The sequence below is a fragment of the Streptomyces sp. NPDC027962 genome (genome assembly GCF_055566095.1).
Window position 1 is genome coordinate 15,207 of record NZ_JBVHTA010000022.1, and the last position, 19,865, is coordinate 35,071.

Here is a 19,865-nt window from a genome sequence, read left to right on the forward strand (position 1 = left end):
GCGTTATCGAGAGTCAGAGACCCGCGAGGGTCAGCGCGGCCACCGCGACCGTGCGCGCGATCGAGGCCGCGTAGTCCGCGTCGTGGTCCCTGTCGAGAAGGGTGTCGCCCGGCCTGTGGTACTGCCGGGTGCCGGTGGCCGGTCGGGTGTCGTCGAAGAAGTTCTCGGAGACGGCGACGGCCGCCCAGCCGCGTTCGTGGAAGCTTGCATGGTCGCTGCGGCCCACGGCCGGATCGGCGGCGCCCGTGAGCTGCTGGACCGTGAAGTCGGGGGCGACCGCGGGGCCGGCCTGTGCGACGAGGTCGGAGAGTGCGTCGGAGGCGCCCGCAACCGGACCGGGAACGACGGAGCCCGCGTGGATCTCCATTGTCCGCGTGCCGCCCTGGAAACCCGCGATCATGTCCATCTGCAGGACGCCAGCGATGGCGTCCCCGGCCGCCGCGACCGCCCGCGCGTAGGCCTTGCTGCCGACGAGCCCCTGCTCCTCGGCGTTGAACAGCACGAAGCGCACACTCCGTGCCGGCGTCCTGCCCGAGGCGACCATCGAACTCAGGCACTCCGCCGTCGCCATGACCGCCGCTGTTCCGCTGCCGTCGTCGTCCGCGCCCGGTGCCGGATCGACCGCCGGGTCGTACGGGCGTGAGCGGCCCGCGGAGTCGAAGAACTCGCCCTCGGCCCCGGTCGAGTCGAGGTGAGCGGTGACAAGGACGACGGCGTCCGAGGCCTCGACCGCCAGCTCGGCCTCCACATTGGAGAGTCTGTGCCCGCGCCAGGTGAACGCGTGCCGCCGGACCTCGAGACCCAGCTCGTGGAGCCGCCCGGCGAGCGCGTCGACGACCCGCTCGTTGTCCGCGCTTGACGCGTCACGGCTGCGCACCGTGAGCGGGCCGCCCTCGACGAGCGGATCGGCACCGGAGATACGGGCAACATGGGCCCGTATGGCCGACGGTGTCACCGCCGCGCGCACCGCGGCGACCGTATCCTGGGACGGTGCCCCGGGGGCGAAGGCGGCGACGAACCGTTCGGCAAGCGCCTGACCGGGCCGGGACAGAAGAGCGGGGTCGGGAAGCAGGCGCTCGATGTGCCCGGGCCGGGCGCCGGGGATGTGCACGTTCTCGACCGGGAGACCGGCAGCGGCGGCTATGTAGACGCCGCCGGGCGCCGGACCGAGCGAGGAGACCGGCGGCCGCGATCCGGAGAGTTCGGCCGAGACGAAGGCGAACGCCGCCTCCGCGCGCATGGTCGCCTCGGCCGCGGCCCTGGAAGACGCCGAGGCTTCAGCGAAGGCCTCCGGTACGGAAACCGGACGGTCGTCACGCACGAGGAAGGCGGACGTCTCCTCCACGTGACCGCGGAGGTCGGCGGTGAACCCGCTCTGCTCGACGGCGCGCAGGCCCCGCGCGGTCGCCATGGCGAGGACGAGCCGGTCGGACGCCACGTGCACCGGCACGACCTCGTCGAGGTTCGCGACCGCCTCCAGCTCGGCCAGGCTCCGGTCCTCCGGCACCTCCATCCTCGCCCAGTGGACTGGACGGCCCTCGACCGCGGCGAGCGTGAAGACGGGGTGGGCCGCGGTGCGCATCCCTGCCTCGCGCGCGAACGCGCGCTCGTCGGAATCCTCGCCCACGAACACGCAGTTGCCGGCTCCCGCCCCCGCGCTCGTGACGGCGCCGTCGAATGTCGCCCGACTGTCCTTGGCACCCCAGTGGACCAGTGCCTCTTCGGCGAAGCGGCCGCCGAACGCGGCTTCGAGCGCGTCCGCCGCGTTCTCGCGCGCGGTGGTTCCTGGGCCCGGGTTCGAAATGATGCCCTTGCGTACCTGCGCAAAGGAATCGAGAACCTTGACGACGCGCGGGCGCGGTTGAAAGGTCAATGAGCCGTCGGCTGTGACGCTCACGTCCGCGAGTGTGGCACCGATGTCGAAAAACAGTACGAACATCTCGGCGTCTCCAGAGAAAGAACACGCCTTCCGGTAAGGACTCCAGCGGCTGCAACTCAAGGGCGCCCGCTCGGAGTCCGCGATATCTCCACTATCCCCGCGGCTGTGGCTTCCTGCATCCGGGGCCCGTCTGTGGCCTCGTCCGCGACCGGAGCGCGCCGCGTGTCGAACTTTCGACCGGCGTCACGACCGCCGGCAACCGCGGTGCACCGCGGGTTCCTCGGCCGGCTAAGTCCGGCCGCCCCAGCCGCGCAGCCCCCGGCTCCCTCGCGGAGGACAGCCCGGTCAGGGACGCGACATGGCGGAGGGTGCGTCCCACCGGCCCGTCAGTCGTGCGGGACGACCGCGACCGGGCATGACGCGTGGTGGAGCGACGCGTGCGCCACGGACCCGATACGGCCGCCGATGGGGGAGCGGCGCACCCGGCGGCCCACCACCAGCAGCCGGGCGCCGGCGGCGGCCGACAGCAGCGCCTGGCCGGCGCTCCCGATCTCCACACGAGCGGTCACCCGCACCTGCGGGAACCGCTGCCGCCACGGCTCCAGCGCCTGCTCCAGAGCCTTTCTCTCGAACGGCTCGAGACCGCCGAACTCGTCGGCGAAGTGCATCAGGCCCGGCCCGTAGGTGAACACCGGTGGCGGGCTCCACGCCCTTACGGCCAGCAGGTCTTCGTCGCCGGCGGCCGCTGCCCCGAAGGCGAACCGGAGCACCGCGTCGCTCTCCTCCGCGGTGCCCTGCTGGCCCACCACCACCGGTCCCGTGTCCGGCTCCGGCTCGTCCTCGGGACGGGCCCGGACCGAGACCACCGGCCGGGTCGCCGCGGCGATCACCTGCCGGCCGTAGGAGCCGAGCAGGAAGCCGACGAGGGCGCCGTGCCCCTGCGAGCCCAGCACCAGCATCTCGGCGCGTGCCGCCGCGGCCAGCAGCGCGGGCACCGGTGTGTCCGGCACCGCTTCGGCGCTCAGGGGCACCCGCTCGTAGTGCTCCGCGACCCGCAGCTCGGCGTCCCGCAGCACCGCCTCCGCCGCGCGCACCTGGGCCCGACCGTCCTGCGCCAGGGGTTCGTCGACGGGCGGCCGGCGCCAGGCGTGCACCAGGTGGAGCGGCAGCTCCCGCCGTGCCGCCTCACGTGCGGCCCAGTCGGCGGCGGCCAGGCTCTCCGGCGAACCGTCCACTCCGACAGCGATTGCGCGCCTCATGGGACTGCCTCCGTGTTCGTCCGCTGCCTCCATGGTGATCTGCCCGGGCGGGTTCGGCGCCGTTGCCGGCGGACGTGTCGCAGAGGTGCCGGGCAGGGCGGATCCTTGAACCAGTACCGCCGACTGGCCGGGGAGAGTGCGCCATGACAAGGACGAGGGAGTGGAAGGTCGAACTGGTCCTCACGGAGGAGGACGGGACGACGAAGGCCCGCGCCGTGCTGGACACCGGTGAGGCCACGTTCACAGGACACGGCACGGCACACTGCAGTCCGCAGGACGTGGACGTTCCGGAGATCGGCGACGAACTCGCAGCGAGCCGTGCCATGCACAGCCTTGCCCGGCAGCTGATGAGGACGGCCGACCGGGACCTCGAAGCGATGGGCGCCGGTGTGGGGAGCCCTCCCGAGCCCGGCTACGGATGGCCGTACACAGCCCCCTGAGCCCGCAGCCCGCCCCTGAACCGCCCGAGCACCTCGAGGACTGGCGATGCACGAGTGGATCTGGACGTACGAGGGATACGACCCCGCTCGTGAGCGGCTGCGCGAGGCGTTGTGCACGCTCGGCAACGGCTACTTCGCCACCCGGGGAACCGCCCCCGAGTGCACCACCGACGCGTTTCACTACCCGGGCACGTACGCGGCGGGCTGCTACAACCGCCTCACCTCGAACGTCGCCGGCCGCCAGGTCGAGAACGAGGACATGGTCAACCTGCCCAACTGGCTGCCGCTGCGCTTCCGTATGCACACCGCCGACGGCGACGCGCCCTGGTTCAGCCCCGACAGCCCGGCGCTGCGCGACCACCGCCAGAGACTGGACCTGCGCTCCGGAACCCTCGAGCGGACCCTGCGGTACGTGGCAGAGGACGGACGCGGCCTCACAGTGCGTCAGCTGCGGCTGGTGCACATGGGCGACCCGCATCTGGCCCTGCTGCGCACCCAGTTCACGGCAGAGGGATGGTCCGGCGACATCGAGGTCGAAGCCGCGATCGACGGTTCGGTCACCAACAGTGGTGTGGCGCGCTACCGGCAGCTCAACGGCAACCACCTCGTCCACGTCAACGCCGGTGACGGCGAGTCCGACACCGTGTGGCTGCGCTGCCGCACCACCATCTCCGACATCAGGATCGGCATGGCGGCCCGTACCGTGGCGCAGGACCGGTCGGACGACGAACGCGCCCACACCGCGCATGAACCCCTGCGCTCCGTGCAGCTCCTGAGGCTGTCACTGCCGGCGGGCGTCACCCGCACCGTCGACAAGACCGTGGCCCTGCACACCTCCCACGACCCCGCGATCAGCGACCCGCTGCACGCGGCGGTCGACCGGGTCCGCCGGGCGCCGGCTTTCGAGGCACTCCTGGAGTCGCACCGGACGGCATGGCGGCAACTGTGGCGACGCGGTGAGCTGGACGTGCCCGGCGAGGCGGGCAGCATCCTGCGACTGCATCTCTTCCATGTCCTGCAGACGCTGTCGCCGCACACCGCCGACCTCGACGTGGGCGTCCCCGCGCGTGGACTGCACGGCGAGGCGTACCGCGGCCACATCTTCTGGGACGAGCTGTTCGTCCTGCCGTATCTGAACCTGCACTTTCCCGAGGTCTCCCGGGCTCTGCTCATGTACCGGTACCGCAGGCTGGAACGGGCCCGCCTGCTGGCCCGCGACGCGGGCCACAGCGGGGCCATGTATCCGTGGCAGAGCGGCAGCGACGGCCGTGAGGAGACCCAGGAGCTGCATCTCAACCCCCGTTCGGGCCGCTGGCTGCCCGACCATTCACGGCTCCAGCACCATGTCGGCTCCGCCATCGCCTACAACGTGTGGCAGTACTGCGAGGCGACCGGCGACGCGGAGTTCCTGCACACCAAGGGCGCGGAGATGCTGACGCAGATCGCACGTTTCTGGGCCGGCTTCGTGACGTACGACGAGGAACTGGAGCGCTACCGTATCCGCGGGGTGGTCGGACCCGACGAGTACCACGAGGCCTACCCGGACTCCGCGCAGCCGGGCCTCGACGACAACGCGTACACCAACGTCACCGCGGTCTGGGCGCTCGCCCGCGCACTCGAGGTGGTGCGCGAACTGCCCGAGCCGCGCCGCCGCGAGCTGTACGAGCGCACCGGACTCGACCGCGGGGAACTCGCCCACTGGGACGACGTCTCCCGACGGCTGTACGTCCCCTTCCATGCCGGGGTCATCAGCCAGTTCCAGGGATACGGCGAACTGGCCGAGCTGGACTGGGACGGTCTGCGGGCCCGCCACGGCGACATCCGCCGCCTCGACCGGCTCCTGGAGGCGGAGGACGACACCGTCAACCGCTACCAGGCGTCGAAACAGGCCGATGTGCTCATGCTCGGCTACCTCTTCTCGCCCACCGAACTCGGCGGACTGTTCACACGGCTGGGCTACGAACTCGACGACGACACCTGGCACCGGACCGTCGACTACTACCTGAAGCGCACCAGCCACGGCTCGACCCTGAGCGGACTCGTGCACGGCTGGGTGCTGGCCCGGGTGCGCCGCGAGGACGCGTGGAGATACTGCCGGGAAGCCCTGGAGGGCGACATCGCCGACCTGCACGGCGGCACCACGGAGGAAGGCGTGCACCTGGGCGCCATGGGCGGCACGCTCGACCTGGTGCAGCGGGGGCTCACCGGGATGGAGACCCGCGGCGGGGCGCTCTGGTTCGACCCGGTGCCCTCGCCCCAGCTGTCCGAGTACGGCTTCTCCATCCGCTACCACGGGAACTGGGGCGTACGGGTTCGGATGCGGCCCGGTGAGCTGCACATCGGCGTACCGGCATCCGACGGATCACCGATCGACGTGCGTCTACCGGACCGGGCGGTGACCGTGGAGCCCGGCGAGTCGCGCCTGCTGATGCTGCCCGAAGAGTGACGGCACGAGTGACGCGGGGCGGGCCGACCGCCAGATCACCTCGTGTCGTCCTGCCGGTCAGCTCGTGTCGTCCTGTTCGAAGGACAGCCGGTCCACGACCTTGACGACGCCGTCCACGCGCTCGCACAGACGCACCACGACCGACACCAGGCTCTTGTGCGCGAGCGTTCCGCTGAGCGTGACCCTGCCGTCGGTGACCTCGACGGACACCGACGCCGGTGATACGCCCAGGGTGTCGGCGAGCACGTCCTCGACGATCTCCTCCTGGATGGAGCGGTCCCGGCGCAGGAACAGCTGCAGCAGGTCGCTTCGGCTGATCACGCCGATGAGCTGCCCCTGGTCGTCGACCACCGGCAGCCGTTTGATGTGCAGGTCCTCCAGCACCCTGGCCGCCTCGACGGCGCTCCATCCCGGCTGCGCCACCACCGCCGGGCTCGTCATGAGGTCATGGGCGGTGTCGCCGCCGGCCCCCGAGATCCGCCGGCGCAGCAGGTCGGCTGCCGAGACGACTCCGACAGGACGGTTCGTGTCGTCGACCACCGGCACGGCCGAGATGTCGTACTCGTCGAGGAGCCGGGCGATCTCCTTGAACGAGCTTCCCCGCTGGACGGTGACGGCCTCCGGCGTCATCAGGTCGGCCACACTGCGGTTTCTCATCGCCCGTCGGGTCCTTTCACGGCGGCGCCTCACGTTCTGCTGCGTCTTGGCGTTTCTGCTCCGCCAGTCTCCCGCTTCCGGGCCCGCGGCGCTCAGCCGGACAGGGCGGCGATGGTCGCGTCCGGGCCGGTGGGGCGGGGCTGGTTGTGCGGCAGCCCGGCGAGCACACGGGCCATGCCGCACGTCTCGGTCGGCGCGGAGAGCACCAGGCCGCTCGCGACACCGGCCGGCAGCAGGCGGGCCCCGGCCGACGCCGTCCTGCGACGAGCCCGGCCGGCACCAGGGCGCCCGCCGCGAACCTGACCGGGCGCTCCATCCGGACTGCCGTCGTGCGCCCCCGTGGCCCGCTGGCTACCGTGAACGTGCGCGGCGATCCGCGCGTCGCCGCAGCCGGCGGACCGACACGGGAAAGGTGCCCACCATGCCCGAACAACCCCAGACGGGACGTGGCGCGTCCGGTTCCGGGCACCCCAAGGGCGACATCGGCCGACGGGTGGCCGCCCGCCGGCAGCAGCTCGGACTTTCCCGTGAGGACGTGGCGCTGCGGGCCGGTTCCGCGCCCGGATACATCGAGTACCTCGAGGAGAAGACCGCCACCCCCGGTATGGGCTTTCTGCTGCGGCTGGCGGACGCGCTGGAGACGACCGTCACCATGCTGACCGGCGGCGGCGCCGACCTGCCGCCCGGCATCAGCCGGGCAGGCGGCCATCCGGAGCTGGTGGAACTCGGACGTGACCAGTGCTGGGCCCTGCTGGGTACGCACGGTGTGGGCCGGATCGCCGTCACCACGGAGGAGGGCCCGGCCATCCTGCCGGTCAACTACCTTGTCACCGATGGGGAGATCGCCTTCCGCGCGTCGCCGGAGGCCCTGCCGGCCCGTGCCGCCGGCGCCGAGATCGCCTTCGAGGTGGACCATATCGACGACGCGTTCAGCGAGGGGTGGAGCGTTCTGGCAGTCGGCCGCGCCCATACGGTCACGGAACCTGAGGGCGTCGCGAAGCTGGAGCGTCAGGCCTACAGCGAGCCATGGGCCGGCGGGGACAACGACCTCTGGATCACGGTGGCGCCCGAACGTGTGACCGGACGCCGGATCATGGTGCGCGGGGCACCGGGATCGCTCGACCGCCGCTGAGCCATGCCACCGGCACGCGCTCGTCATGTCGGCGTCCGCGCAAGCTTGACGCCGTATCAGCGACCGGTGGGCAGCGGCAGGGTGGCCCAGACGGTCTTGCCCTGTGGCGGGGTCGGCCGCCAGGACCAGGAGTCGCACAGTGTGCTGATCAGGAAGAGCCCGCGGCCGCCCACGGAGCAGGAGTCCGGTTGGCGCCGGCGCGGCGGGGCCGGGCTGGGGTCGGTGACCGCGCAGACCAGGTGGCGGGTGTAGCGGAAGAGTCCGAGCCAGACCGGGTACTCGGCCGCGGGCGGCGGGACGGGCGGCAGCGCGTGCCGTACGGCGTTGGTGACGAGCTCACTGACGACCAGTTCGACATCCGTCGCCAGCGACGGCAGCGACCACTGGTCCAGGGCGTGGGCGGCGAACTTCCTTGCCTGGCCGGCGTTCTGCAGTTGGCCGTCCAGCCCGCAGGCCGAGAAGCCGCTGGGTACGACCGGCTCCTCCGAGCCGCCCACGGGCGCACTGGGGCGGAACATCAAGGGCGGAGATTTCACGCCGGATTGGCCAAGCAGGCTCCGGTCTGCCCGCCCGGCGTCGGTGCTCGACAAGGCCGCTGTGTGAGTCGCCACTGGTCATGTCTCCCTGCAGGCTTCGCCGTTCGACAGCAGACGCAAAGTGAGTATTGTCGAGCCCAGGCAGCAATGCAATTGCAGTTGAGATTGCACTGCGGGAATCTGGTGAACGCGTGTGCGAACGGAAAGGGTTGATGGGTGTGGAGTTCGTCAACGGAATGCAGGCCAGTGCCCTGGAGTCGGTGCGGTGGATCAGGAGCAGCCACAGCAACGCCACCGGGAACTGCGTGGAGATGGCGGTGCTTCCCGGCGGCCGGATCGCGATCCGCAACTCCCGTGATCCGCACGGCCCGGCACTCGTCTGCACACGCGACGAGTTCTCCGGGTTCGTGGCGGCCACCCGGGAGGGGGGCTTCGATCCGGTAATCGGCTGAAAAAAGCCGTAGGGCGGGCGGCTTCCCCATGGCCTCACGGCGGGAGTGCCGGATACTGTCATCGTCCCTATTTCTCCGCAGGAGCGCCTGATGGCTGCAGCCGAACCGAGCCCGTCGTTGTTCGTCCGGCCGCTGGGTGCTGTCGAGAACAACCCCACCGCCCTCAAGCTCATCCTGGGCGGCAAACTGCGCCAACTACGGGTGAACGCCGGCCTCGACCCGGCGGACGTCGACGCCCGGCTCGGCTTCTCGCGTTCCAAGACCAGTCGCATCGAACTGGGCCGCCACGGCTGCAAGCCGACCGATGCCGAGGCCCTGCTGAGTCTGTACGGGGTGAAGGCGAAGGAGCAGTTCGCCGAATTCATGCGGCTGGTGACGCAATCCCGCCAGTCGGACTGGTGGCGCTCCTTCAGCGACGTCCTCTCCGACTTCTTCGAGCCACTGGTAGCCCTCGAGGGCGCCGCGTCCACCATCCGTACGTACGAGCCGTTCTACGTCCCCGGGCTGCTGCAGATCCCCGCCTATACGGAGGCGGTCGTCCGATCCGGACCCGGTAACCTCCTTCCGCACGATGTGCGGCGCCGGGTCGACCTGCGCCGGGAGCGGCAGCGGCAGCTCGATACGCCCGACGCGCCGCGTCTGTGGGCCGTGATCGACGAGTCCGTGCTGATGCGCACGGTGGGCGGGCGGAAGGTGATGCGCCAACAACTGGAACATCTCGTGGCGATGATGCAGCGCCCGCGGGTGACCCTCCAGGTCGCCCCGCTGGAGGTGACGGCCTCCGTGGGCGTCGGTACGGGCGTGAGCTATCTGCGCTTCGCGCTGGGCGACCTGAAGGACGCGGTCTACATCGAGCACCTGACCGACAGCACTTTCAGCCAGAAGCCGCAGGCGGTCGAGCAGTACCGGGACATGCTGGACCGGCTCGGTGCCTGCGCGCTCACGCCCAGACAGTCGCTGGAGCTGCTCGAAGAGCGTATCGCCGGCCTCTAGCGGGGCCTCGGCTCCGACGGGTCCCCGTGTGGGCCCGGCGGTAACGCCAACGCCCGGTGCACCGCTCGCGAGAAGCGGTGCACCGGGCGTCGGACGTTGCCAGGAGGGTAGCGGTGCTACGGCAGGCGTGCGACGCCGCCCCACTCGATCCATTCGTCGGTCAGCTGCACCGGCGCGAGATCGGTGTCCGGACGCCAGGTCGAGACCTCGACCAGGCCCGGTTCGAGGATCTCCAGACCGTCCAGGTAGGCGGCGACTTCGTGCTCCTCGCGCACCCGTCCCCAGTGGTTGTCCGTCGCCTCGGCCATGAAGTCGGTGACGAACTTGCGGATCTCGGGCCGGTCGCTCACCAGCTGACAGACGACCAGGAAGCTGCCGGGCACCAGCCGTTCGGCTACGCGCCGTACCAGTCCGGCCGGGTCGTCCTCGTCCGGAATGCAGTGCATCACCGATACGAAGAGGGCGGCAACCGGTTGGCTGAAATCGATCAGCCGCTGAGTCTCCTCGTGGCCGAAGATGCCGTCGGTGTCGCGCATGTCGGCCTGGATGACCGTGGTGCGGTCGTTCTCGTCGAGCAGGGCGCGCCCGTGCGCGAGCACGATCGGGTCGTTGTCGACGTAGACGACCCTGGACTCGGGATGGACCGACTGAGCGACCTGGTGGACGTTGTCCTGGGTCGGCAGACCGGAGCCGTGGTCGATGAACTGGCGGATCCCGTACTCGCTCGCCAGCAGACCCACCACGCGTCGCAGGAAGCGGCGGTTGTTGATGGCGAGCGTCTTGGTGCTGGGGACCTGCTTCAGCAGTTCTTCACAAGCGTCACGGTCCGACTGGTAGTTGTCGTCGCCCCCCAGGAAGTAGTCGTACATGCGCGCCACGCTGGGCACTTTGGTGTCGATGGCGTCGGGGCGCCACGAGCTCTGCATCCAGTCCTCACCCGCGTCGAAGGAGATCCGGTCGGTGGGAGCAACATGCTAGGGAGAGCCGGGTCGGCGGTACAGGTGATCGGCCGGCGGAGCATGGTGACACGTCGCCTTCCGGCCATGGCGCTGCGTCCCAACTGCCCTTTTTTCCCTATGGGTTGCAGATGGTCAGAGAGCGCCCCAGGAGTGGGCGCGGGTGCGCAGATGGTCATGCACGAGGGCCAGCGGCGGGTGGACCAGCGCGCCCGTGCGGGTGGCCAGATACAGCGTGTTGAGCGGCGGGGCGGCGGGCTCGTGGAGCAGTTCGACCGAGCCCGCGGAGAGGGCGGGCTCGGCGAGGTAGCGGGGGAGCGCACTCACGCCGGCACCGGCAATCACGGCGGCGAGCACCGCCCGCAGGTCGGGCACGATCACGGCGATGGTGTTCGGCGGGCGGCGGCCGAACTCGCTCAGCCAGTAGCGGCGGACGATCGGCAGATCGTCCGCGTAAGCGACCAGGGGGAGATGCGCGAGCGCTTCCACGGCATCCTCGGCCAGCCGGGCGGCGTCGACGCTGCGGGCGAGGGTCGGCGGCCCCACGAGGACGAACTCCTCGTCGACGAGCACGGTCGCCGCGATGTCCTGCTGGGTGGGCCTTGTGGCGGAAACCACCAGGTCCACCCGGCCGGCGGAGAGATCTCGGAGCAGGTCCTTGGCGAGACCCAGCGTCACATGGATCCGCAGCCCCCGGGTGGTCAGCGGGGAGAGCGTGGGGAGCACGCGCATCGCGATCAGCTCGCCGGGCCCCGCGATCCGTACGGTCCCTACGTGGGCCGGGCCGGCTCCGGACGGAGACAGAGCCGCTCGCAGCTCATCGAGGTGTGTGCCGACGCGCGCGGCGAGGTCGGCAGCGTGGGCGGTGGGGGTGACGCCCTTCCTGGAGCGGACGAAAAGCTGCTCTCCCAGTTGCTCCTCGAGCCTGGCCAGCTGGCCGCTGACGGCAGGCTGGGTGAGGCCCAGCCGTTCGGCGGCGGCTGACACCGACCCGCAGCGGTAGATCTCCACGAAGGTCGCCAGCAGATCCAGTCCCGGCACGCAATCCCCATTCCATAAGGGAACTTATGACGCTCATGATGCCCGGGGATCGCTTCCGGTCAAAACTGAGGGTGTCCACATCGAGAAGCGAACACATTCCGCGAAAGCAGGGACCACTTCATGTCCAAGATCCTCATGGTCGTCTCCGGCGCCGACAGCCTGAAGCTGTCCGACGGCACGGTTCATCCCACGGGCTTCTGGGCCGAGGAAGTCGCCGCGTCTCACGAGGTGCTCCGCGCGGCAGGCCACGACGTGGTCATCGCGACACCGGGCGGTGTCCGTCCGACCGTGGACCCGATCAGCCTCGACGAGCGCGGTGGCGTCGAGGACGCGGACGCCAAGCGTTTCCGTACCTACCTGGAGACGATCGACGCCGACCTCGCCGCACCGGCCGACCTCGCCGACGCATCGGCCGGCGACTACGGCGCGGTGTACATCCCCGGTGGCCACGCGCCGATGGCCGACCTCGCCGTCAGCGCGGACCTCGGCCGGCTGCTGAAGGAGGCCGACGGCCGGGGCACGGTCGTCGCGGCGCTCTGCCACGGCCCCGCGGCCCTGCTCAGTGCTGTCGGGCAGGACGGAGCCTTCGTCTTCTCGGGGCGCCGGCTGACCGTGTTCAGTAACGAGGAGGAGCAGCAGGGCGGCCTCGGCGACAAGACGCCGTACCTCGTCGAGTCGCGGCTGCGCGACCTCGGCGCGGTCGTCGAGCCGGGCCCGGCATGGGGGAGCAAGGTGATCGTGGACGGCAACCTGATCACCGGCCAGAACCCGCAGTCGAGCGCGGACACCGCCCGACGCGTGGTGCAGGCGCTGGAATCCCGCTGACGATCACGGGACGGGGCCCGAGTGGCCCCGTCCCGCCGCAGTCCTACTGCCGCGGCTCCATCTCCGCCGGTGCGGGGGACACCGCCAGTGCGAACGAGTGTCCGGCCGGATCGGAGAAGACGCGCTCCTCGTGCGGCCCGCGCCGGTTGTTGCTGTCGACCGGCCGGGCCCCGAGCCCGATCGCCTCGCGCTCCGCCGCGTCCAGGTTGTCGCGGGCCACCAGGATGCGCAGATGCGCCTGCTGGGAGTCCTCCGGTCGAGGCCAGCTGGGCGGCGCGTACCCGTGGTCGCGGCGCATCGCCAGATGCACGCCGCTGTGTCCGATCACCTCCACGAAGTCGGGATCGCTGCCGACGCGTAGCTCCGCGCCGAGCAATCCGGCGTAGAACTCGGCCAGTTCCATGGGTTCGGCGGCGTCGAGGACAAGGACGCTGGTCTTCTCAACGGTCATGCACAGCGGCTACCCCCGGCCGCACCGGACATACGGAGCCGGGCGGGAGGGGTGGCCGCGCACAGGGGTGGTTAGGGACACCGGTGCCGGGGAACTCGTGTCGTCGTGCTCACGCACGGTGATCCCCGCGTTCGCCCCTCGGCTTCCCAGGGAGGAACATGGAAGCCGCCCCCTGCGTGAACGGCCCCCTACTGGGACATGGTGATGAACGAGAAGACCCCGGCCGGAACCGTCGGCGCCGCATCGTCCGCCGCCGTGTTCGGCGCGCCGTGCTGGGTCAGCCTCATGGCCCGCGACCTCCAGGAAGCCCAGGACTTCTACGGTGCCGTGCTCGGCTGGAGGTTCCGCAGAGGCAGGCTGGGCGACCAGTTCAGAGTCGCCGTCATCGATGGGGCGCCGGTTGCCGGCATCGGGGCCCTGGCGCCCGCCCTGACCGTCGCCGTGGCCTGGACGCCCTACTTCGCCGTCGAGGACGCAGACCGGACCGCAGGCCGTATCCGGGAACGCAGCGGCACCGTGGCGGTGGGGCCGCTGGCCCTCGCCATGGGGCGCGGTGTGCTGGCGGCCGACCGCGACGGCGCGGTCTTCGGGCTCTGGGAGGGCGAGCTCATGCGCGACTGGCCGGCGTGGCGCGACAAGGCACCCGCGTGGATCCGGCTGCTGGCCAAGGACGCCTTCGACTCGGCGATCTTCTACGGCGAGGTGCTCGAGTGGGCGTCCGACCGTGCGGGCTGCTGCGAGGTCAGTTACCTGGAGGGCGCGGTCGTACTGCACCGTGAGGGACGGGTGCTCGCCCGGCTCACCTCGGGCGCCGACGGCACAGCGACCAATCCGCTGCTGCATCCGCGCTGGCACGTCCACTTCGCCGTGAAGGACCTCGATGCGACGGTGCGGGCGGCCGACCGGCACGGCGGCACCGTCCTCGGCGAGCGCTCCACCTCGCACGGCGCGGAGGCCACGCTGCGGGATCCCGACGGTGCCATCTTCACCGTGAGCGCAACCGACAACGCCGTACCGGAGTAGCCACCGCCGTATCGGAGCAGCCACCGGAAGGACATTCACCCATGGAACGCGCCGCTGTGTTCGATGTCGACGGCACGCTGGCCGACACCAACCACCTGCACGTCACCGCTTGGTGGGAGGCCTTCCGCCAGGCTGGACACCACGTGGCCATGCACCACATCCACCGCTCCGTCGGGTTGCCGGGCCAGGACCTCGTCGCCCATCTGCTGGGGGACGACCGCGACACGGGCCAGGACGAGAAGATCAAGGCCGCTCACCAGGCCCTGTACGCCACGTACTCCGACCGTCTGCCTGCCTTCGACAGGGCAGGGGATCTGCTGCGCGCCCTGGCGGGCGACGGCTGGACGGTGGTGCTCGCCACGTCGGCGGGCGGCGCCGAGCTCGCGGCGCTCCGGAGTGCGATCGACGCCGACGACGCCATCAGCGCGACCGCGAGCTCCGACGACGTGGAGGAGGGAAAGCCGGCCCCCGACCCCGTGGAGCACGCTCTCGAGCTCGCCGGTGTCCCCGCCGCGAACTCCCTGTTCGTCGGCGACACGGTGTGGGACATGCAGGCGGCGTCCCGGGCGGGGGTGCGCTGCGTGGGGCTGCTGTGCGGCGGGATCCCGCGTACGGCTCTGGAGGCCGCAGGGGCGGCTGCCGTCTACGACGACCCCGCGGATCTGCTCGCGGCGCTCGCCACCAGCCCGTTCGCCGAGCCTGCCCTCCCGTAGCCGGGCCCTCCCGTAGCCGGGCCGGGGCGCTGTTCAGTGCGCCAGATGCCCGACCAGCGGGGGCGTCGGCTCACCCGATCCCTTCCTCACCCCGCGCAGGAACTCCTCGACCGCCGCCGTCGCGGTGTGCCGGGGCTCCCACTCCAGCTCCTCCCTCGCCCGAGCGGTGCTCATCACCGGCATCCGGGTCAGCGCGTCGAACAGATGTGGGGACGCCGGCACGGCACGCACTCTCCAGGCCGCCGACACCGCGGCGTGCACCGCCCGGCGCGGCACCCGGACCACCCGCGCCTGGAGCAGCTCGCCGAGGATCTGCGCGTCGATCACCGGGTCGGCCGCCAGATTGAACGCGCCGCGGGCGTCGAGGAGGACCGCCATGAGGTAGGCGTGCGCCGCGTCGTCCGTGTGCAGCACCTGGAAACGCAGGCCCTCGAGGTCGGGCACGAAGGGCAGCAGGCCGGGCCTGATCAGAGGTCCGGGCAGGAACCGGCCCGCGAAGATCCGGCGCTGTTCGCTGGCCGCCCCCTCCTTGAACAGGAAGGCGGGACGCATGCGTACGACCCGTATCCCGGGGTGCTGCTGCTCGTAGGAGTCGAGCACTCGCTCCAGATAGGCCTTCTCGCGGCAGTAGGCCGCGTCGGGCCAGCCGTGGGTGGGCCACGACTCGTCGACGCCCTGGCCGGTCTTCGGCCCGGGCGCGTACGCGCCGACGGACGAGGCGTGCACGAGTACCGGCACACGGGCGGCAGCGACCGCCTCGAAGAGTCTCAGCGACCCGAGGACGTTGGTCCGCCACGTGGTGACGGGGGAGTGGGTCGGCTGGAAGCGCCAGGCGAGGTGGATCACCGCGTCGGCGTCCTCGAGATGCCGGACGAGGGTCTCTCCCGCGTCCTCGCGGGCCAGATCGATGGTGGCCCAGGCCGCTCGGGAGATGCCGAGGTCCGGGACCCGGCGCGCGAGGCCCAGGACCGAGGCGATCCGGGAGTCCCCGGACAGCGCCCTCATCACGCTTGTGCCGACGTTTCCGGTGGCTCCTGTGACCACGACCCGCAGGCCTGTCTTCGCGCTCATCGGCTGCTCCGTGGATTCCCGCGACGGTACGGCTCCTGGGCCTGCCGTGGGGGCCAGGCCCAGACCGGGTCCCCCGGAGCCGTTCGGCCGAAACGGATGAAATTCGGTGGAGCGGGCACCCGCTGATCGACAACTTGCCGGCCGCCGCCGGAGGCCGCCCGCATCGTCTGCCGAAGGAGCATGAATGCCCAGTGTGCTGGGAGCGGATCGACCATGCGGCGCTCTCGTGCTCGCTCCGGGTGTGTACGCGCCGCAGGACGACACGCTTCTTCTCGCTGACGCGCTTGACCGCGAGCCCCGGTTGCAACCGGGCACGGAGGTTCTCGACGTGGGCACCGGCACCGGTGCGCTGGCCCTGGCCGCCGCCCGGCGCGGTGCCAGGGTGATCGCGATCGACAGGTCGTGGCGGGCTGTGCTCGCCACCCGGATCAACGCGGCCCTCAGCCGCCGCCGGGTGCAGGTCCTGCACGGCGACCTGCTCGGCCCGGCCGCCGGCCGGCGCTTCGACCTGATCGTGTGCAACCCGCCGTACGTCCCCGCACCGCAGCTCCGGCCGCCCCGCCGCGGCGCCGCCGTCGCCTGGGACGCCGGACACGACGGCCGGGCCGTAATCGACCGGATCTGCGACGGCGCGGTCGATTTGCTGCGCCCGGAGGGCGTGCTGCTGCTGGTGCAATCCGCACTGAGCGGAGTGAGGTCCACCTTGCAGCGGCTGGAGCGGGCCGGGCTCGACGCCGCCGTCGAACAGCGGCAGTTCGTCCCCTTCGGACCGGTGCTGCGCTCCCGCGCGGACTGGCTGGAGCGCCGGGGGCTGATCGCTCCCGGCGAAGAGAAGGAAGAGCTGGTGGTCATCCGTGCCCGACGGACCTGAGCGACAGCAGGCGAGCGGACCCGACGGCCCGCGAGCGAACGGCCTCGAGGGACAGCAGGGCCGGGCGCCCTGCCGCGTGACCGTGACCGAGGATGGCCCGATGCTGGTCGAGGGCCCCGTGGAGGTCGTCCTCGACGACGGCAGCACCGTGCGGTCCGACCGGTTCACCGCGGCCCTGTGCACGTGCCGCCGCAGCCGTACGTACCCCTGGTGCGACACCAGCCACCGCCGGCGGAGCAAGAGGTGAACGCGATGACGGAGCCCACCTCGGGTGTCGAGGTCAGCACGCCCGCCGCGGGCGAACTGCCGCAAGCCCGTGGAGAGCTGTCGCAGGGTGTGCTGGAGGCATTGCGCGGCCCCGTCGGCGGCCCGCTGCCGCACCCCGACGCCGCACGGCGCGCCGATCCGCTCGGCGACGACCTGCAGCTGGCCCTCTACCTCTGCTACGAGCTGCACTACCGGGGCTTTCGCGGCGTGGAACCGGCCTGGGAGTGGGAGCCGGAACTGCTGCGGCTGCGTGCGGCGATGGAGCGGCGCTTTCTCGACGAGGTGCGCGACGGGACCGCAGGCCACGCCGATGTGCACGACGCACTGGGCGAACTGCTCGTCGAACCCGTCGACGGCACCGGGGTCTCGTACTTCCTGAAGGACGAGGGCGAGCTGTGGCAGCTGCGCGAGTATGCCGCCCAGCGATCCCTGTACCACCTCAAGGAGGCGGACCCGCATGCCTGGGTCATCCCGCGGCTGCGCGGCAGGGCCAAAGCGGCCTTCGTGGCGGTGGAGTTCGACGAATTCGGCGGCGGGCGCGCCGAACGGGTGCACGCACGGCTCTTCGCCGAGCTGATGACCGACCTCGGTCTCGATCCCTCCTACGGGAGGTACATCGACGCCGCAGCCCCACAGATGCTGGCCACCGTCAACCTGATGTCGCTCCTCGGGCTGCACCGCGTACACCGAGGCGCTCTGGTGGGGCACTTCGCCACGGTGGAGGTCACATCGCCCCCCGGTTCACGCCGGCTGGCCGAAGCCATGCGCCGCACCGGGGCGGGACCCGCCGCCGAGTACTTCTACGCCGAACACGTGACGGCGGACGCCGTGCACGAGCAGATCGTGCGCAGGGATGTCGTCGGCGGCCTGCTCGCCGACGAGCCGGAGCTGGCGCCCGACGTGGCGTTCGGCATCGCGGCCACCACTTGTCTCGAAGACAGGCTCGGAGACCACCTCCTGGCCGCCTGGCGAACGGGTGCATCGAGTCTCAGGGCCGGGCTGTGAGACCGGAACAGATGCTCGTGGAACGGGCTGTTCCGGCGTGCCGCGACCACTCCCCATATCAACGATTACCTAGAGTAGCCAGCTGTGTGGCGGACCGGGCCGCTCCGGTTCACAATGAGGCACCGGACGGACGTCGCTCCGCCGTGTGCAGGGGGCCGCAGAAACCGGGAGACCACAATGCTGATGCCCGACACGAGTGTGATCACCAGGCTGATTGCCCGCTACCGGGCGCAGGAACACTACGTCCTCATCGCTCCCCACGACGACTCCGCCCGTAGGCGGTTCGAGGACACCGCCTACACACTGTGCGTGCTGATGTGCGAGCGCACGGCGCGCGAAGCGGTGCTCGCGGCCGAGCAGTACGTACACCGTCGTCTCCGGCCGGGCGCGACGGCCGTGGGCGAAGGTGCGGCGGCAGCCGGCCGGCGCTGACCCCGTTTCCGTGCACACCGACGAACCGATACACCGACATACGGAGTCCGGGCGGGGAGCGGGGAGGGACGAGGGTGCCTGAGGTTCGGACACGCCTGCGCGAGCCGGTGGCCGGCATCATCCGCCGGCGCAACGAGCCGGCGGTTGTACAGACTCTCCGGTCCACCGCGGCGGCGACCATCTCCTATGTGGTCGCCCTGCACCTGATCAGCAGCCCCGCACCCCCGCTCACCGCGCCCCTGACCGCGCTCCTCGTCGTCCAGGTGACCCTGTACTCCACGCTGACGACCGGTGTGCGCCGGGTCAACTCCGTCGTCGTCGGAGTGCTCATCGCGATCGGCTTCAGCGCGCTCGTCGGACTGAGCTGGTGGAGTCTCGGTCTGATCATCCTGGCCTCCCTGGTCGTCGGAAGATTCGTACGCGTAGACGAGTTCGTTCCCGAGGTCGCGATCAGCGCGATGCTCGTCCTCGGCGTGACCCAGGTGACCGACACCGCCTGGGACCGGGTGCTCGAGACGCTCATCGGCGCCGTCGTGGGGCTCCTCTTCAACGTCCTGTTCGTGCCGCCCGTCTGGGTCGAGGCCGCCGGGGAGTCGATCGAGGATCTCGGGCGGCGCATGCGGCGCCTGCTGCTGCGGATCGCCGAGGAGCTGACGAGCCCCACCCCGGTCGAGCAGGCGGCCGCCCGGCTGCACGAGGCCCGCAGGCTCGACAACGACATCGCCGACGTCGACGCCGCCCTGCGCCAGGCGGAGGACAGCCTCCGGTTCAATCCGCGCGTCAAGGAAGGTCTGTTGCACCGCATCGTGCTGCGCACCGGCCTCGACACGCTCGAGATCTGCGCCGTCGTCCTGCGCGTACTCGCCCGCACCATCACCGACCTCGCGAAGGAGCGCAGGGAGGAGGACCTGTTCACCCACGAGGTCGGACTCGCGCTCGAGGAGCTGCTGGCCCACATCGCCGACACACTGGTGAGCTTCGCCGTCCTCGTCACCACGCAGACCAGCGCGAGCGCCGACGCCGCGGAGGAACGACTCACGGGGGAGCTCGCCGCCGCCCGAACCAGCCGCGACAAGGCCGCCGACCTGCTGCTCCAGGACGTCCAGCGCCTGCCGCGCCACTGGCAGCTGCACGGCGCGCTGCTCACCGAGGTCGACAGGATCCTCGACGAACTCGACATGGACCACCGGTCGCGGCGCCTCATGGAGGAACTGGACCGTCACACGAGGGAACGGAGGGAGAAGCGCCCGCGGTTGTCCGCGCTCCGCGACTGGCTCTGGGGCGGGACCCCGATGCGTCGCGGAAGCCCAGTCCGCTGACACCGGCCAGGCACGAGGAACGGATGAAGCCCTCCTCGGGCACCTGACGACCTAAGTCACCGAGGTCCTTGCGCGAATCGACCGGCTCCCCTGGTCG

Annotated in this window: 21 protein-coding genes; 13 read left to right on the forward strand and 8 right to left on the reverse strand. The window is 71.0% G+C overall.

The genetic code is table 11. The features are described 5' to 3' along the window. Positions 1-13: 13 nt before the first annotated feature. Together ACZ4SA_RS21030 and ACZ4SA_RS21035 are read right to left on the reverse strand one after the other, a co-directional pair. Positions 14-1,939 carry a M28 family peptidase gene (locus ACZ4SA_RS21030; protein ID WP_468276644.1) on the reverse strand — a complete coding sequence of 642 codons (1,926 nt, stop codon included), beginning with the start codon at positions 1,937-1,939 and terminating at the stop codon, positions 14-16. 326 nt (positions 1,940-2,265) lie between these two features. Continuing rightward, on the reverse strand, positions 2,266-3,138 hold the full coding sequence (locus tag ACZ4SA_RS21035) for a universal stress protein (protein WP_468276646.1): 873 nt from the start codon (positions 3,136-3,138) through the stop codon (positions 2,266-2,268). 143 nt (positions 3,139-3,281) lie between these two features. On the opposite strand from ACZ4SA_RS21035, the gene ACZ4SA_RS21040 reads away from it, so the two are divergent. Then, positions 3,282-3,578, forward strand: coding sequence for a DUF1876 domain-containing protein (locus ACZ4SA_RS21040; protein ID WP_468276649.1), 297 nt, complete (start codon positions 3,282-3,284; stop codon positions 3,576-3,578). Between the two features lie 46 nt (positions 3,579-3,624). Then, on the forward strand, positions 3,625-6,024 hold the full coding sequence (locus ACZ4SA_RS21045; RefSeq protein ID WP_468276651.1) for a glycoside hydrolase family 65 protein: 2,400 nt from the start codon (positions 3,625-3,627) through the stop codon (positions 6,022-6,024). A gap of 57 nt (positions 6,025-6,081) precedes the next feature. Here the strand turns inward: ACZ4SA_RS21045 and ACZ4SA_RS21050 are convergent, their stop codons facing one another. Continuing rightward, on the reverse strand, positions 6,082-6,681 hold the full coding sequence (locus tag ACZ4SA_RS21050; protein WP_468276654.1) for a CBS domain-containing protein: 600 nt from the start codon (positions 6,679-6,681) through the stop codon (positions 6,082-6,084). 421 nt (positions 6,682-7,102) lie between these two features. Here ACZ4SA_RS21050 and ACZ4SA_RS21055 point away from each other — a divergent pair, with 421 nt between their 5' ends. Continuing rightward, positions 7,103-7,813 (forward strand): helix-turn-helix domain-containing protein, encoded by a 711-nt coding sequence (locus tag ACZ4SA_RS21055; RefSeq protein ID WP_468276657.1) that lies wholly within the window; start codon positions 7,103-7,105, stop codon positions 7,811-7,813. 56 nt (positions 7,814-7,869) lie between these two features. Here ACZ4SA_RS21055 and ACZ4SA_RS21060 read toward each other — a convergent pair whose 3' ends face one another. Beyond that, a complete protein-coding gene (locus ACZ4SA_RS21060; RefSeq protein WP_468276660.1) occupies positions 7,870-8,331 on the reverse strand; it encodes an ATP-binding protein in 462 nt (153 codons plus the stop codon). Positions 8,332-8,561: 230 nt separating this feature from the next. Between ACZ4SA_RS21060 and ACZ4SA_RS21065 the strand changes: the two genes are divergently transcribed. After that, the gene (locus tag ACZ4SA_RS21065) at positions 8,562-8,801 is read left to right on the forward strand and encodes a DUF397 domain-containing protein (RefSeq protein ID WP_468276663.1); all 240 of its coding nucleotides are present in this window, start codon (positions 8,562-8,564) and stop codon (positions 8,799-8,801) included. 90 nt (positions 8,802-8,891) lie between these two features. Further along, the gene (locus tag ACZ4SA_RS21070; RefSeq protein ID WP_468276666.1) at positions 8,892-9,794 is read left to right on the forward strand and encodes a helix-turn-helix domain-containing protein; all 903 of its coding nucleotides are present in this window, start codon (positions 8,892-8,894) and stop codon (positions 9,792-9,794) included. 116 nt (positions 9,795-9,910) lie between these two features. Here ACZ4SA_RS21070 and ACZ4SA_RS21075 read toward each other — a convergent pair whose 3' ends face one another. Together ACZ4SA_RS21075 and ACZ4SA_RS21080 are read right to left on the reverse strand one after the other, a co-directional pair. Next, on the reverse strand, positions 9,911-10,720 hold the full coding sequence (locus ACZ4SA_RS21075) for an SAM-dependent methyltransferase (protein WP_468276667.1): 810 nt from the start codon (positions 10,718-10,720) through the stop codon (positions 9,911-9,913). A gap of 165 nt (positions 10,721-10,885) precedes the next feature. Further along, on the reverse strand, positions 10,886-11,791 hold the full coding sequence (locus tag ACZ4SA_RS21080; RefSeq protein WP_468276670.1) for a LysR family transcriptional regulator: 906 nt from the start codon (positions 11,789-11,791) through the stop codon (positions 10,886-10,888). A 120-nt stretch (positions 11,792-11,911) separates the two neighbouring features. On the opposite strand from ACZ4SA_RS21080, the gene ACZ4SA_RS21085 reads away from it, so the two are divergent. Continuing rightward, positions 11,912-12,616: a type 1 glutamine amidotransferase domain-containing protein gene (locus ACZ4SA_RS21085; protein ID WP_468276671.1), complete on the forward strand. Its 705-nt coding sequence runs from the start codon at positions 11,912-11,914 to the stop codon at positions 12,614-12,616. Between the two features lie 43 nt (positions 12,617-12,659). Here the strand turns inward: ACZ4SA_RS21085 and ACZ4SA_RS21090 are convergent, their stop codons facing one another. After that, positions 12,660-13,067 (reverse strand): VOC family protein, encoded by a 408-nt coding sequence (locus tag ACZ4SA_RS21090; RefSeq protein WP_468276673.1) that lies wholly within the window; start codon positions 13,065-13,067, stop codon positions 12,660-12,662. A 204-nt stretch (positions 13,068-13,271) separates the two neighbouring features. On the opposite strand from ACZ4SA_RS21090, the gene ACZ4SA_RS21095 reads away from it, so the two are divergent. Further along, positions 13,272-14,090, forward strand: coding sequence for a VOC family protein (locus ACZ4SA_RS21095; RefSeq protein WP_468276675.1), 819 nt, complete (start codon positions 13,272-13,274; stop codon positions 14,088-14,090). A gap of 41 nt (positions 14,091-14,131) precedes the next feature. Beyond that, positions 14,132-14,803: an HAD family hydrolase gene (locus ACZ4SA_RS21100; protein WP_468276678.1), complete on the forward strand. Its 672-nt coding sequence runs from the start codon at positions 14,132-14,134 to the stop codon at positions 14,801-14,803. A 33-nt stretch (positions 14,804-14,836) separates the two neighbouring features. Here the strand turns inward: ACZ4SA_RS21100 and ACZ4SA_RS21105 are convergent, their stop codons facing one another. Beyond that, entirely contained in the window at positions 14,837-15,874 is a 1,038-nt protein-coding gene (locus ACZ4SA_RS21105) for an NAD-dependent epimerase/dehydratase family protein (RefSeq protein WP_468276680.1), read from the reverse strand. 184 nt (positions 15,875-16,058) lie between these two features. On the opposite strand from ACZ4SA_RS21105, the gene ACZ4SA_RS21110 reads away from it, so the two are divergent. The 5 genes from ACZ4SA_RS21110 to ACZ4SA_RS21130 all read left to right on the forward strand — a co-directional run bounded on the left by ACZ4SA_RS21110 (position 16,059) and on the right by ACZ4SA_RS21130 (position 19,768). Next, entirely contained in the window at positions 16,059-16,745 is a 687-nt protein-coding gene (locus ACZ4SA_RS21110; RefSeq protein WP_468276682.1) for a HemK2/MTQ2 family protein methyltransferase, read from the forward strand. Positions 16,746-16,821: 76 nt separating this feature from the next. After that, positions 16,822-16,992 (forward strand): CDGSH iron-sulfur domain-containing protein, encoded by a 171-nt coding sequence (locus ACZ4SA_RS21115; protein ID WP_468276684.1) that lies wholly within the window; start codon positions 16,822-16,824, stop codon positions 16,990-16,992. A gap of 5 nt (positions 16,993-16,997) precedes the next feature. After that, positions 16,998-18,017 carry an iron-containing redox enzyme family protein gene (locus ACZ4SA_RS21120; protein WP_468276686.1) on the forward strand — a complete coding sequence of 340 codons (1,020 nt, stop codon included), beginning with the start codon at positions 16,998-17,000 and terminating at the stop codon, positions 18,015-18,017. Between the two features lie 183 nt (positions 18,018-18,200). Next, on the forward strand, positions 18,201-18,449 hold the full coding sequence (locus ACZ4SA_RS21125; protein ID WP_468276688.1) for a DUF5133 domain-containing protein: 249 nt from the start codon (positions 18,201-18,203) through the stop codon (positions 18,447-18,449). Between the two features lie 74 nt (positions 18,450-18,523). Further along, positions 18,524-19,768 (forward strand): FUSC family protein, encoded by a 1,245-nt coding sequence (locus tag ACZ4SA_RS21130; RefSeq protein WP_468276690.1) that lies wholly within the window; start codon positions 18,524-18,526, stop codon positions 19,766-19,768. Positions 19,769-19,865 lie beyond the last annotated feature (97 nt).

Coding starts and splice junctions, on each gene's coding strand:
- ACZ4SA_RS21090 (WP_468276673.1), bottom strand. CDS start 13,067: ATGACCGTTGAGAAGACCAGCGTCCTTGTCCTCGACGCCGCCGAACCC.
- ACZ4SA_RS21100 (WP_468276678.1), top strand. CDS start 14,132: ATGGAACGCGCCGCTGTGTTCGATGTCGACGGCACGCTGGCCGACACC.
- ACZ4SA_RS21065 (WP_468276663.1), top strand. CDS start 8,562: ATGGGTGTGGAGTTCGTCAACGGAATGCAGGCCAGTGCCCTGGAGTCG.
- ACZ4SA_RS21055 (WP_468276657.1), top strand. CDS start 7,103: ATGCCCGAACAACCCCAGACGGGACGTGGCGCGTCCGGTTCCGGGCAC.
- ACZ4SA_RS21040 (WP_468276649.1), top strand. CDS start 3,282: ATGACAAGGACGAGGGAGTGGAAGGTCGAACTGGTCCTCACGGAGGAG.
- ACZ4SA_RS21120 (WP_468276686.1), top strand. CDS start 16,998: ATGACGGAGCCCACCTCGGGTGTCGAGGTCAGCACGCCCGCCGCGGGC.
- ACZ4SA_RS21070 (WP_468276666.1), top strand. CDS start 8,892: ATGGCTGCAGCCGAACCGAGCCCGTCGTTGTTCGTCCGGCCGCTGGGT.
- ACZ4SA_RS21030 (WP_468276644.1), bottom strand. CDS start 1,939: ATGTTCGTACTGTTTTTCGACATCGGTGCCACACTCGCGGACGTGAGC.
- ACZ4SA_RS21125 (WP_468276688.1), top strand. CDS start 18,201: ATGCCCGACACGAGTGTGATCACCAGGCTGATTGCCCGCTACCGGGCG.
- ACZ4SA_RS21045 (WP_468276651.1), top strand. CDS start 3,625: ATGCACGAGTGGATCTGGACGTACGAGGGATACGACCCCGCTCGTGAG.
- ACZ4SA_RS21075 (WP_468276667.1), bottom strand. CDS start 10,720: ATGCAGAGCTCGTGGCGCCCCGACGCCATCGACACCAAAGTGCCCAGC.
- ACZ4SA_RS21110 (WP_468276682.1), top strand. CDS start 16,059: ATGCCCAGTGTGCTGGGAGCGGATCGACCATGCGGCGCTCTCGTGCTC.
- ACZ4SA_RS21105 (WP_468276680.1), bottom strand. CDS start 15,874: ATGAGCGCGAAGACAGGCCTGCGGGTCGTGGTCACAGGAGCCACCGGA.
- ACZ4SA_RS21035 (WP_468276646.1), bottom strand. CDS start 3,138: ATGAGGCGCGCAATCGCTGTCGGAGTGGACGGTTCGCCGGAGAGCCTG.
- ACZ4SA_RS21095 (WP_468276675.1), top strand. CDS start 13,272: ATGAACGAGAAGACCCCGGCCGGAACCGTCGGCGCCGCATCGTCCGCC.
- ACZ4SA_RS21050 (WP_468276654.1), bottom strand. CDS start 6,681: ATGAGAAACCGCAGTGTGGCCGACCTGATGACGCCGGAGGCCGTCACC.
- ACZ4SA_RS21085 (WP_468276671.1), top strand. CDS start 11,912: ATGTCCAAGATCCTCATGGTCGTCTCCGGCGCCGACAGCCTGAAGCTG.
- ACZ4SA_RS21060 (WP_468276660.1), bottom strand. CDS start 8,331: ATGTTCCGCCCCAGTGCGCCCGTGGGCGGCTCGGAGGAGCCGGTCGTA.